At 44.0% G+C, this 13,351-nt stretch carries 11 protein-coding genes; all 11 read right to left on the bottom strand.

The window, feature by feature from the left end:
• Positions 1-442 precede the first annotated feature (442 nt).
• Complete coding sequence (locus QFZ77_RS15995) at positions 443-1,810, bottom strand: glycosyl hydrolase family 28 protein (RefSeq protein WP_307449564.1); 1,368 nt, start codon at positions 1,808-1,810, stop codon at positions 443-445.
• 125 nt (positions 1,811-1,935) lie between these two features.
• Positions 1,936-3,498 (bottom strand): extracellular solute-binding protein, encoded by a 1,563-nt coding sequence (locus QFZ77_RS15990; RefSeq protein ID WP_307440973.1) that lies wholly within the window; start codon positions 3,496-3,498, stop codon positions 1,936-1,938.
• Between the two features lie 87 nt (positions 3,499-3,585).
• Positions 3,586-4,449 (bottom strand): carbohydrate ABC transporter permease, encoded by an 864-nt coding sequence (locus tag QFZ77_RS15985; protein ID WP_307440972.1) that lies wholly within the window; start codon positions 4,447-4,449, stop codon positions 3,586-3,588.
• A gap of 28 nt (positions 4,450-4,477) precedes the next feature.
• Positions 4,478-5,452, bottom strand: coding sequence for an ABC transporter permease (locus tag QFZ77_RS15980; RefSeq protein ID WP_307440971.1), 975 nt, complete (start codon positions 5,450-5,452; stop codon positions 4,478-4,480).
• A 204-nt stretch (positions 5,453-5,656) separates the two neighbouring features.
• The gene (locus QFZ77_RS15975; RefSeq protein WP_307440970.1) at positions 5,657-7,888 is read right to left on the bottom strand and encodes a helix-turn-helix domain-containing protein; all 2,232 of its coding nucleotides are present in this window, start codon (positions 7,886-7,888) and stop codon (positions 5,657-5,659) included.
• A gap of 293 nt (positions 7,889-8,181) precedes the next feature.
• Complete coding sequence (hutH, locus tag QFZ77_RS15970; protein WP_373462745.1) at positions 8,182-9,702, bottom strand: histidine ammonia-lyase; 1,521 nt, start codon at positions 9,700-9,702, stop codon at positions 8,182-8,184.
• A gap of 172 nt (positions 9,703-9,874) precedes the next feature.
• Positions 9,875-10,336 carry a histidine utilization transcription antiterminator HutP gene (gene hutP / locus QFZ77_RS15965; protein ID WP_307440969.1) on the bottom strand — a complete coding sequence of 154 codons (462 nt, stop codon included), beginning with the start codon at positions 10,334-10,336 and terminating at the stop codon, positions 9,875-9,877.
• 325 nt (positions 10,337-10,661) lie between these two features.
• Positions 10,662-11,105, bottom strand: coding sequence for a carboxymuconolactone decarboxylase family protein (locus QFZ77_RS15960; RefSeq protein WP_307440968.1), 444 nt, complete (start codon positions 11,103-11,105; stop codon positions 10,662-10,664).
• Between the two features lie 38 nt (positions 11,106-11,143).
• Positions 11,144-12,052, bottom strand: coding sequence for an RNA polymerase sigma-70 factor (locus QFZ77_RS15955; RefSeq protein ID WP_307440967.1), 909 nt, complete (start codon positions 12,050-12,052; stop codon positions 11,144-11,146).
• A 64-nt stretch (positions 12,053-12,116) separates the two neighbouring features.
• Positions 12,117-12,830: a DUF4386 domain-containing protein gene (locus QFZ77_RS15950; protein WP_307440966.1), complete on the bottom strand. Its 714-nt coding sequence runs from the start codon at positions 12,828-12,830 to the stop codon at positions 12,117-12,119.
• 82 nt (positions 12,831-12,912) lie between these two features.
• Complete coding sequence (locus QFZ77_RS15945; protein ID WP_307440965.1) at positions 12,913-13,314, bottom strand: hypothetical protein; 402 nt, start codon at positions 13,312-13,314, stop codon at positions 12,913-12,915.
• Positions 13,315-13,351: the final 37 nt, after the last annotated feature.

Below are 13,351 nucleotides of genomic sequence, written 5' to 3'. Positions count from 1 at the left end.
TCATTCTGTTATGCCTTGGTGTAAACATTCATAAAATCATCGCCCCAAAACTTCAACGTGAAGTCTCGTATTGCCAATACAATTTTATCGAGGTAATCAGCAGTAGATTGATTGCGCTTACTATTTCTATCCCCCTTCAAATTCAAAAACCTCAACCTCTTAGCTTACAACTAGTACGGCCCCTAGATAAGGACAGTGCTCAAACAACACCTCCACAAAACACCTTTTTTTACAACAATCAAATAAGCATCTTTCAGCACTTTCACAATGAATCCTATCAAAATGAAGGCGCTCTATCCATTGCAAAATTATTCAATTTCATCAGATTTCTTTCAATTTGACCGATCGCATGCTAAAAGCGGCGCAATATTTCAAGGCTATCCCGAGGTCTTGATACCCGGGATAGCCTTCTGCTATTGAATTGAAATAAGTGAGCCATACATTATATCGAATCTTTATTTCGAATGATGTTCACATTATGCACATAGGACCCTATGAGGATATCCTCCGAATCTAATTTCAGCTGTCGGCCGTTCACTACTACATTCTCGAAAGTGATGCCGTCCACAACCCGGGTTTCATCGAACCCCTCGATGCGAGAAGGATTTTCGCAAATGCCGTTAAAGACAATATCTTTAAAAAGTATATTCTCTACCCGTTTTCCCGGATGCGGGTTATATTTTGGATTATGCACGACCCGAATGTTAATAAGCTCTCCGAGCTCAAATTGCTCAATCCGTATATTTTCATACCTGATGTTTCGGACTGTATTGTTGTCCCCTGGATTGATGGCCATACATCCCCAATAGTCGCGCTGCGGTTCGTGATGCTCCAAAATGTCGATGTTCTCAAACACGATGTTTTCAATGACATTTCCACCGTTCTCGGAATCTCCATGGGTACCTATATTCATGGGATGGGCAACATCCGCCCAAAGGATCGAGTTTCGAACCGTAACGTGCCGGCTGTCTCCGTCAAACTCCCCGCGGTGTCCGTATATGGCAATACAATCATCGGAAGTTCGCAGAAAGACGTCGTCGATGTCAATATGAGAACAGGACATCATGTCGATGCCGTCCGACCAACCTCGGGTACTGAACGTCTTAAGGTTACGGATTGAGATATGTTCGGATTGTCCGATCAGTACGGTATAGTGTGGTGGATCAACCGTGATAATTCCTTCTATCGTGATGTTCTTTGAGAAGGTAATCTGAACTCCACGATAATAAGTGGTTTTTTCAAAATCCGACATATAGAGCAGCCCCCTGCCCCTTATCGTCACATCATGTACATGCTCGCACACTAACGCCCCTACAACAACGGCACCTCCAGCGATATAAACCGTTTTCCCGGAGGGAATGTGAAATTGGGGCTCCTCCAAAATATGTATACCCGGTCCAAAGTAAATCACATCGGGATCTGCCAGATCGGGAACGTTCTCTTCCAATGGATTTGCAAAAATGTGAAGATTATGGAACCGATCTCCATTCACTTCCAATGATAATTTACGCGGACGATCAAGTATGAACGCCACCCGGTTACCGTTATAGGCACAATCGAGCCCAGAAGATAAGGGGCGAATCACCGCTTCCTTTACAACCCCTATGTTCTTTAACACCTCTACTTCGACGGGTCCGGAGCAATCGAAATAAACCATGGAGGCATTCCGCACGTCATGCATATCGACCTTCACGTTATAACAAAATAACTCCTGCCACTCTCCGTGTAACGTGCGAACCCGTACTGTGAAATCGGAATTTCCCGCCGCTTCTGCCGGTGCAGGATATGTGATCAAATCATTTTGAACCATCTTCAATAGACTCCGCCTCCAAGAACTTTTTCTATTTGTTGAAAATCAAAGCCGGAAAGGCTGGAACATGAATGGCATGTTCCAACCGACCGGCCCAGAGTTAAAGCAGTTCTAATTACTGTTGATTACTTCTTATTCCGCTCTGCATACACCTTAGTGACTTCATCCGTCATTTCTTGACCGCCGGATTTCAGCCAATTCGCCTTGAAATCGTCAAAGGCTTTATCTGTATCCGCTTCGCCAGTGACCGCTTTAATCAAATAGGCGTCCTCGAGCGTCTGCAGATTCGCCCAATATTTCGCTTTGGTGCTCAAAATGGCCACTCCCAAAATGTCCTTCAACGGCTCATAACCGACATTAAGTTTCGCCTTAAGATCCAGCAATTCCTTGTTAGTTGTATATTTCGTCATGGAAGTATCTACGGCGTTGAGCGGATTGTAGAAGCTGCCGGCGCCGGCTTTTGGTGCAATAGCTTCCGGTGTCGTCCGCGCAGTTACAAAGTCGCCGTCCATATCATAGTTAACGTCCTTTTGACCGTAAACAGTCAGCAGCCAGAATTCTGGATTTGTTGCAACGTAATCCAGAATTTGCATAATCTTGGTCCGCTTCTTCTCATCCTTCTCGAGCTGAGCGCCTAACAGGACGGGGGCTTGAAGCGCTCCGTAAGAGAAGCCGTACGATTTGCCGGCCGATCCGATTACCGGCTTTCCGGCAATGATCTGTTGGCCCTTATCCAATCCGGGTTTCGTAATAAAGCCGGATTGCTTGTAGAAGTTGCCCCACTTCATGTTGTCGACCATCCCGATCTTTTGGGCGGCGAATTTTTCATTGAGCTGATTGTTGTCTGTCGTAATAAACTCCGGATCGATTAGTCCGCCCTTGTACCACTTGTTTAGCAGCTTAAGTGCTGAACGGGTTTCTTCTGTTACCCCGCCATATACAACTTTGCCGCTTGCGTCTAGCTTGAACTGATATGGCGATACGCCATAAGCCGAAAATACGGAGGTGAACATTTGGATCGGGAGCTTGCCTCGGCCCGACAGCCCGAACGTATCCTTCTTCCCATTGCCGTCCGGATCGTTATTAACGAATTTGGTAAGTACATCCTCCAGCTCCGCGAGCGTCTTCGGAGGCTCGTTGTAGCCAACCTTTTTCAGCCAAGCCTCGTTATAACCAGGTATGAAGCCTTCATTTCCGGCCGGCCATACCTTTGGAATCCCCCAGTTCTTGCCTTTGTAGTTGCCGACTCCCCATGCGCTGGAATCAACCGAATCCAGTGCTTTGATATAATTCGGCATCGATTTTTTGATTTCATCTTGGTTAAGACTGGCTATGACACCTTGATCAGCCCACCCAGCCATATCGGTTTCGTTTGCATCGACCGGGAAAATATCGGGAATTTGACCTGAGGCAAGCAGAACGTTGAATTTATCTTTCCAGGACGTGCGTTCCATTTTAACGTTCGTAATCTTGACGTTGAATTTGGCTTCTATTTGCTTCTGCACGTAGTTGCCGTCAACTTCCGGAGCATTAAAGTTATTGGCCCACGTAATCTCAATCGGTTTCTCTGTCTCTCCCGGTTTCACGGATCCAGCCGGCGTTTGTGTCGCGGATTTTTCTCCGCCGCATCCAGCAGCAATAAGTGACATCGACAAGACGATAGAAGTCATTCCCAACCATTTTTTCATTCTTTTTTTTCCTCCCTTTTTTTAAAAAGCAAGTTATATTTAGACGAAACACGCTAAAAGCGATCCGTTTAAATCAGGTGAAATACGTTATCCCTTAAGCGAACCGACTAAGGTTCCCTTAACAAAATACTTCTGCAGAAATGGATAAATAATCAGGATTGGCAATGCAGTAAACATAATGGCTGCAGCTTTGACGGTTTCCTGCGTATCAAACAGTGTTGGAACGGGAAGAAGCGGGTCGCCCTCGGTGGTAATCACGAGCCGTCTCAAGAAAGTTTGAAGCACGTACAGCTTTGGGTCCTGAAGATATATAAGCGCATCGAACCACGCGTTCCAGTGACCGACGGCAGACCAAAGCCCAAGGGTAGCCAAAACCGGCTTCGATAGCGGAAGTACAAGGGTGAACAAAATTCGCAAGTCGCTTGCCCCGTCGATTTTGGCCGAGTCCTCCAGCTCCTCCGGAATGTTCATAAAGAAATTGCGGAGAATAAGCAACGAATATGTGCTGATCAAGCCCGGGACAATCAAGGCCCATCGCGAATCGATCATTCCGAGCGATTTGATCAAGAGATAGGAAGGAATGAGCCCTCCGCTAAAAAACATCGTAATGACGATAAACATCATGTAAAAACTGCGATGCGGAAGATGTTTCTTCGCGAGCGGATAAGCTCCCATCGACATAATAAGGAGCGTTAGAAACGTCCCGACAACGGTACGAAAAACCGTGTTCCCTAAAGCAAGCCATATGTGATTATCTGTCAACACCCGATTCCAGGCGAATAGCGATATCTTCTGCGGGTACCAATGCATACCAGGCCGAAGCGCCTCCGCAGACGTACTGAAGGAAATCGAGAGGATGTGGATAAACGGATAGATCATACAAATGCTGAGCAGAGTGATAAATCCGATCAAGAAAACCTGAAACACCTTTTCTCCGTAGCTAATCTTCATGTTTGTTCATTCCTTTCCGGCCATTACGTTAGGTAATTCCTTCTTGGCCCATTTTTTTCACAATATAATTGGTGAGCAGAACCAACGTCAGCGCGATCACATTCTTGAATAATCCGACAGCCGTCGTCAAGCTGAACTGAGCGTTTTGCAGCCCCACACGGTACACATACGTGTCCAAAATATCGGATACGCCATATACGGCAGGTGAATACAAATTGAGGATTTGGTCGAAACCTGCGTCCAGAACGCCGCCGACCCGCAAGATAAATAAGATGCTGATGACCGGAAGAATAGAGGGAAGCGTAATATGCAAGGTTTGCTTCCAGCGGTTAGCTCCGTCAAGGACAGCAGCTTCGTACATTTGCTGATCCACACCGGCCAATGCGGCCAAATAGATGATCATTCCCCAGCCGACTTCTTTCCAAATGGCAGATACGACCAGCGTAAACCTAAAATAGGTTTCGGATCCCAGAAAATAGACCGGTTCAAACCCGAGCAACTGGATAAAATAATTGATGACCCCGCTATTCGGAGACAGCATCGTAATCATAATGCCCCCGAGTACGATCCATGATAGAAAGTGAGGCAAATACGAAATCGTTTGAGCGATCTTCTTAAATATCGAAAGCCGGATTTCGTTAAACAGCAAAGCCATTATAATCGGGGCCGGAAAGCCGAATAGGATGTGGTAAAAGCTGATCACAACCGTATTCTTCATGATCTTCCAAAAGTCGGGGGACATGACAAACAAATAATGAAAGTGCTTGAAACCCACCCAAGGGCTTTCCCCTATTCCTTTCATGACATAAAAATCTTTAAATGCCAATTGAATGCCATACATGGGACCGTAATGAAAAATGGCATACCAGATCAGCACAGGAGCCAGCAACAGGAACAAATACTTGTTCTTCTTATATTCTCTCCATGTGTGTGACAATCTCGATTCCGTTTTTTTATCAATCTTTTTGCTTACACTGATTTCAGAGGTGTTTGCCGGATTCATGCTCATAAACTCCTTTCATAGATGAGGCTAGTACCTCGTTTCATACCTTTACTCTATACGGTTGAAAGCGTTTTTCCTATTGTAATATTGTTCAATTTCCTAAGAATTCTTTCAGTTCGGATTGCATTTTCTTTAATGAATCCGCGATAATCGAGTTCGCAAAAAAAAAATCAGCCTGCAAAGGCTGATTGATGAATAATCCCACTAGATTGCTTTCGCGTCTGCGTGTTTCGCCTGCCGGTATTGAACCGGTGTGACGCCGAAGCGGGCTTTAAATTTATTATGAAAATATTGCGGGTTACGATATCCGACGAGAGACGCGATTTCCGTGACGGATAAGCGAACGTCTTCACGCAACAGAGCTGCTGCTTTGTCCAGCCTTGCCCGAGTGACATATTCGGTAAATGATTCCCTCATGACTTCGCCGAACAAGGTTGAAACATAGGCCGGAGCGAGCGAGGCCATTTCAGAAAGAAGATTCAACGAAAGATCTTCGTGCAAATGTTCGTCGATATATGCTTTCAATTTTAATATGACGTCCGCATGAGCATGATTGCCCGATTCGCTTACATGTAAAGCAATCTGCCCCGAGAGGCTGCGAATCGCGTCCATCGTGCCCGATAGCGTTGCTTTTTTCAGTTCGTCAAATAGATTGGAGGAAGGAATCAACTGTTGTAAATCCAGCTCGATCACGACCTGATAAAGCGTGGAAACCAGTTGAAGCAGCGCTAATTCCACCACTTCGAGCTGCAGGCTCTGTTCCTCCAGGATATTGGTGAAATCATCGATAAACTGATTCGATCCGTTTACATTCCCGACCTTCAATGCATTTTTATAGAGATCGAACGAAAACATGTACGGCGTCGGGTTCAATGCAGAAATCTTCGAGTGCTGAACAATCGCTTCCTGACCATAAAAAAAGCAATAGCGATAAGCTTGCTGCGCCAATTGATAAGAGAGTGGGATTTCTTCGAGCGATTGAACTAAAGAGCCGATCGCAGCCCCGAAACGAATCTCGTCTCTAATTACCTCTTTTACCCGAACTAAATCCGCAGCAATCGCTTCATCATCAACCATGTCGAGGGAATCAAAGAAGAAGATGATAGCTGCTTCCCTCAAATTCAAGCAGACAACCTCATTGCGTATGGAGTGGTCGATCTGCTCATAACGCTGCTTGAACTCCTTACTATGGCCTTCCATGAGCGGAATATACGCGACTAGAAATTGGCGGTCCTGAGGCAAGTCGTCCATATTCTCCAAACCAAGGCTGGCGCCCAAAACAAGATTTTTCATTTCGTTCGTTTTCGCCAGGGATTCCAAGGTCTCGATTTTTTGTCCCAAGCTATTCAACGCATTTCTGATGATTGCGTATTCGTTCATTTGGGACTGTGCCGAATTAGGTTGATGCAGGCTGCGGATATGCTGGACAAGCTTTTTCATTGGAATATAAAATCGTTTTGAAATCATGTAGGAAATGACAAACCCCAACAAGAGTACCAAACTGCAGCCTATAAATATTTTTGTTTTGATTTGTTCGGAAGCTAATACAAACGTATTCATAGGACGAACCATCGCATAGGTCCAACCGTTCCCCGACTTCGATTTGTCAAGGTACGACATCACAATTGTGCCGCTCTTGTCGTCAGCGATTTCCCGAACGGTCTGACCGGATCCAATTACGTTCTGAAGAAGGTGAATTTCGTCCGGATTCGAATCCGTTGTTTGAACGATCAAATTCCCGACCGCATCAAATATATAAAGCCTTTCGTTCTGGGAGTTCATAATTTTGGCAGCAGCCTGTTTGACGTACTCCTGCTCGACATCAACAAACAAGTATCCTTTAGGCATGGCGCTTGGGATGTCATACGGAAGCTTAACGACATAAGTCATAACCTGCTTCCCTTCGGCGATACTAGGGCTTGTGTCCGGCAATGTTCGGGTTATCCATCGGTTGGGAACAGTTTGATTTAGCTGACCGATGAAAGCGGCGTCTGTAGAGTTATCCGGCTTCATAAAAAAGGAATTGTTGTCAACGACATAATTTCCCGTACGAAAATAGGCCGTCATTTTAGAAGCACCTTCAATAGCCAATTTATAATTATCGAGATCCTGGCGAAACGACGCAATGCGGCTGAGATTGCCTTCCCAGCCGCTATCCAACAAATAATTCAAATTGGAATTATTCTGAATGAAAATGGTTGATAAAGCCTTATTCTGTAGATTATCTTCGAATCTTCTAAGCAGCGTCTGTTCGACATAATCCTTTGCGGTAACAAGCCGGTTTTGGCTGTCCTTGGCGATTTCGCCAACCATCAATCGATTGGCTTGAGAATATAGGTAACCTCCCGTAAGCCCAATCAGGACGACAGCCAAAATCGTATAAGATAAGATAAGACGGGTAAAATAGGTATCTCTGTACTTGGGCATTACTCTCATAACAAGCCCCCTTTAACTTTCTCGGACCATTCGTCCGGTTCATACGTATGCGTTTTCATTTTATAACATATATTGTACCATGATTGCATGATGCCTTGCACTTAGGTTTTCAAACCGCACTTTTTAAAGAAAAGTTTACCACATATAATGATTTACGGTTCAATCAGAGATATAACGAAGTCTTGAAAAGCAAGAAATCCAGCCCTAAAACGGGTTGGATTTCTTGCTTTATTATTGAAAGTTAACACTGAGTGGATGAGCGATAGTCCGTAGGGCCTCGGCACCCAATAAAATTATTGAATAGTTGTAATTGGTGCCAATTCAGCCGCAACATCTGTCTCTTGTAACATGGAAGTTATTTTTTTGATGTCGTAAGACAGCACTCTATCTTTTTCCAAAAACGGTACCTGTTCGCGGCACTTGGCATAAATCCATTTTGTCCCTTTGCCCAGAAGCTCGGGATTACGATAATCGATAGCTTGAGAAGCACATAAAAGCTCAATAGCGATAACTGAGTAAGCATTTTCTACAATTTGCTTCGCTTTTCGAGCTCCGATCGTTCCCATGCTCACGTGATCCTCTTGATTGCCTGAAGATGGAATTGAATCGACACTAGCTGGATGAGCTAAAGATTTATTTTCGGACACCACCGAAGCGGCAGCATATTGGGCAATCATAAACCCGGATTGAAGACCCCCATGTTTCGTCAAAAAGGGAGGTAGATCACCATTTAACTGCGGATTTACTAAGCGCTCGATCCTTCTCTCGGATATGTTGGCCAATTCTGACATACAAATGGATAAAAAGTCCATAGCCAATGCGATCGGTTGCCCATGAAAATTGCCGCCAGAGATTACCCTCTCTTGTTCCTCGAATATAAGTGGATTATCAGTGACTGAATTTATCTCCACCTCAATTTTTTCCACTACATACGAAAGTGCATCACGACTCGCTCCATGCACCTGCGGGATACAGCGAAGAGAGTAGGCATCCTGAACTCTTAATTCCCCTTGATTTGTCATCAACTGGCTTCCCATCGTCAATCTTTTTATATTTTCGGCAACGTGCAGTTGGCCTTTGTGCGGTCTAATTTCATGCGTTTGCGCATCGAAAGCGTCCCTTATACCCAATAAGGCCTCGCAACTTAGAGCTCCCGTCGCATCCGCCCAATTCGCTAAATTCAAAGCGTCATAACAGGCGATTGCCCCTACCGCGGTCATGACTTGGGTTCCATTAATTAACGCCAATCCTTCTTTAGCTTCTAAAGATACCGGTTGAATGCCCGCCAATTTCATAGCCATTCCGCCATCCATACGCCGACCTTCATAAACCGCCTCACCTTCTCCAAATATGACTAATGCCACATGAGACAAAGGAGCCAAATCGCCACTGGCACCGAGCGAGCCTTTCTCTGGAACAACCGGAACGACATCTTTATTCAGCATCTCGATCATCGTTTGGACAACCTCAAGCCGGATGCCCGAGTAACCTAACGAAAGCGATTTGATTCGAAGCAGCATAATCGCCCTAACGACTTCTTCTGGCAATGCAAGCCCTATTCCGCAAGCATGACTGCGAATGAGATTCGCCTGAAGCTCTTTTGTATCTTCACTTGAAATATAAGTATCACTGAATTTACCGAATCCTGTAGTAAGTCCATAAACCGTTTTTTTCTCTCGAAGGAGCTTTTCCACATAACTTCTGCTACGATTAATTTTTTCCACGCTCGTATGATTCAAAGCCACCTTGGCCTTGTTTCGAGAGACTTCAATGACATCTTTTAATGTTAGAGTTATTCCACTACCTATTAAGATTTCTGTCTTTAATGTCTGCATCATGGTCTCTCCTCGTATGAAAAAATAAAAGGAGCCAATACCAAATAATGGTATCGGCTCCTAAATCACTAAAATTACTAATAGCCTGTTTTATTATCAAATTCACTTACATCGTTTCATGTGCAAAAAATAGTCATTAGTCACTAAATATCTAAATATGATTAAATCCATATCCAAAGGCTTCATGCTCAAAACCTTTTTTTGGTGCCCCAATGGTTCCGTAAATGGATACAGCGATCCACTCACCGCTTTGCTCAGAAGATTCTCCTAACTTACCGCGAACAATGGAGAATGTCAGCCCTACGGTCCGTAATATATCACCGAACTGTACCATACCTCTGCCAACTCCCTGAAGAGCTTCAATGATAGCGTGGTATAAAGCGTGTACTTCGTGATAAATATCTTTATTGATAATATGATTGTTTTTAGCCGTCGTTTCTATGGCTGCAATAACTTTGTTTAAATCCATCGCTCCAACCTTGCCTATTACATATCGATAGCCTTTTTCTTTCAACTCATTTTCAACCACTTCATTCCATGAATGATCCCTCAAAACAGCTAATAACATAGACAATTTACCGATCGGAAAAGATGTCTTTTCTGGACTCGTCATTGGAACTCCTCCTAAAAATTACCCAAAATATCACCACTACTTTTCTAATGTTAGGGAGCGCTTACATTTGGTGATTAAGCATGGATGACAAACTTGTTCTTTGATTGTCTGTTGCTTTTATTACAATAAAAAAACAAAAAAGATCGCGTTAAAAGTAAATAGATACTTGCGTATCCCAATTACTTTAGCCCCGATCTCCTAAATAACTAATTTCTAAACGATTGAACTGTATAATGAAATATAACATGGTGGTTGGTGGTTGTCAACAATAAGAGAATTCCTTTAACAAAGAGACACTTTTCGCAAAAAGTAATGGTAAAGGAGGTCACTTTTCAACAGGGAACATTCCAGTAGAAATGGCAATACGGTTCCAAGCATTAATCGTATTGATCGCCATGATAAGAACTACATATTCCTTTTCGTCAAAATGCTCCCTCACTTTCTCATAAACGGCTTGTGGTACACCGTTCTCCGAGATTCGGGTCACGGTTTCTGTCAACTCTAGCACTGCTCTTTCTTTGTCGGAATAAAAGGGGGCTTCACGCCATGCAGTGAGTAAATTAATCCTTTGCTGGGTTTCTCCCATATTCCGCAAATCTCTTGTATGCATGTCGATGCAATAAGCGCAACCGTTGATTTGTGACGCTCTGATTTTGATAAACTCATATAACTTTGCATCTAAACCGCTTGTTTTAATAAACCCTTCCAACTTCAGCATCGTTTGCAATGCTTCTGGATTTACTTGACTATACGTTAATCTAACTTCCATGTGAATCTCCTCCATAAACGATTAATTTAGGTTTGCCTCTATAAGACAAATAAGTCCGGGGATTTGTGACAATCCAGCATGGAAGAAATGTGTTGAAGTTTATCTGGATTCAAAATCTGAAAAACCTGATTGGCATGCAATTGATTCTCATCCATATCAAAACAAATGACCATATCAGCGATTTGATCTTTTACGAGTACTAGACCGGTTTGACCGTTTATGAGAATTGGAAGCCATTTCCCCTGTAGCGAGCCTTTTGCTGCAATACCTTCAAAGAGGGCTTGAATACGTTGCTTGCCGAATATGGTTTTGAGTGCTGTTCGTCTTTTTCCACCGCCATCTGAAATCAGCACAGCATCATCGGTCAGCAAGGAGACAAAATCTTTAAAGTTCCCCGTATGGACAGCATGCAAAAACTTCTTTACAAGTGGTTCTGATTCCCCGAGTTCCTCAAAATTCCGCTCCTTTCCTTCGTTAACTTTCACTTTTGCTCGACTATAGATTTTACGGCAATTGGTTTCCGTTTTATTTAGCATTTCTGCGACCTCGCCGTACTCATAACCAAGCACTTCTCTTAGCACGAATACAGCTCTCTCCACAGATGATAACTCTTGCAACAGTACAAGGAAAGCATAGGAAATGGTTTCGTCTTGAACAACCTGCCCCGAGGGATCATCGTCGTTTACCTTAATCAGTGGTTCAGGCAGCCAAGCACCAACGTAAATTTCTCTTTGCTTGCTAGCCGATTTCAAGTAATTCAGGCAGCGGTTGGTCATCATTTTGACTAGATAAGATTTCAGGTTGCTGATGTTATCCGTGTCTAACGTTTTTAGGGATGTAAACAGATCCTGCATCATATCTTCCGCGTCAGACACGGAGCCTAGCATCCGATAACCTACAGAGAATAGTAGATGCTTATACGTGCGATAAATCGTATCAAAGTCCATAAGAGCCATATATCTCCAATCTACTATGTGAATGACCTAATCCCGATACCAGGAGAGAAAGCGCTTAGCTCGCTCGATCCGTTTTTGCAGACTCGGAAGAGAGTGCAGATAAATTGAATCCTTTAACGATGAGCCACACCGCGAGGGTCATTTCATTAGCTGCTACTGGCAGCGCCAAAATAGCACCCCAAAAAGAAACTTGTTGAATGACACCGAACATGACTAACAAGGCACAAATAAAAACAAGTGTTGCCCCTGTCATACCCAAGATAGGTATAAACCTGGGTACAAGCTTAGATTTATAAAAGATATAACTGTACAACATCGTGTTGATGCCCAGCATGAAAAGAGGCCCAAGCAGAAAGGTCCAGTCATGTACGGCTTTTAATAATATACCTGAAGCTTGAAAAGAGGCGGTATCCGGAGCCGCTGCTGCAGCAAATTCCCGGCTTAAGGTCAACAGGGACAGTACGCTGATTATACCAATCGTAATAATAATGGCTTCAAGAAACCTGAAGCAAAGATGCCAAAGAGCAATAGTTTCATTATATTTTCTTAAAATTGGAAACATGGTAGTTGCAGTACCAACCGCTGAAACGACAAGCATTAACTCCATAAGCGCTCCCAGTATCACCTGGTTGGCATGTTTGGAACCTTCCATCAGGTAATCCGGACCATTTAGGATAGGATCGTATAATATAAGACCTATTATCGCCGTAACCGCTGCAAGTATAAACAATATTCCAACAATTAATGCACTCTTTTTATTCGTATTCATTAGTTTATCTCCTTATTTTGAATTTATTCCCCCCACATTCGGCTGATCAGAGTCGGCCGTGGGCTGCGCTGTCTATCTTCCCTCAGTGCCACCGATCTCCGCGCTTCTTCACGTAGTGTTCAAACACAAAGCGCCACGGGATGCCGAAAGGAAAAATCACGACTATCAAGCAGGATGAGGCCGTCGCCAAGGTTGACTCGTCCATTTGACCGGAGTACCACAGTGGGAACGCAACGACGATCAGCCAGATCGACTTCCACACCAATTCCCACAGAAGCAAAGGCAGCATCTGCAGCGGATACCGCAACCCCAGAACTGACAGAGCCGAAAAGGCGGCTAACATGCACTGGACCACTCCTTCCATAAGTTCCCATGGCTTTTCGTGGTGGATGACTCCAGGCCATACCACGATACCGAGCCCCACGACGATAAGAAGATACAGCGCCCTCAGAAAATAAAGTCGAAACAACGAGACCTCGTTCATTCTATTAGCTCCTTTTTTTCGGATGTGATGTAAACAT

This window comes from Paenibacillus sp. V4I3 (genome assembly GCF_030817215.1).
GTDB lineage: Bacteria > Bacillota > Bacilli > Paenibacillales > NBRC-103111 > Paenibacillus_E.
The sequence above is the reverse complement of the archived record's forward strand: the minus strand, read 5'-3'. Positions and strand labels throughout refer to the sequence as shown.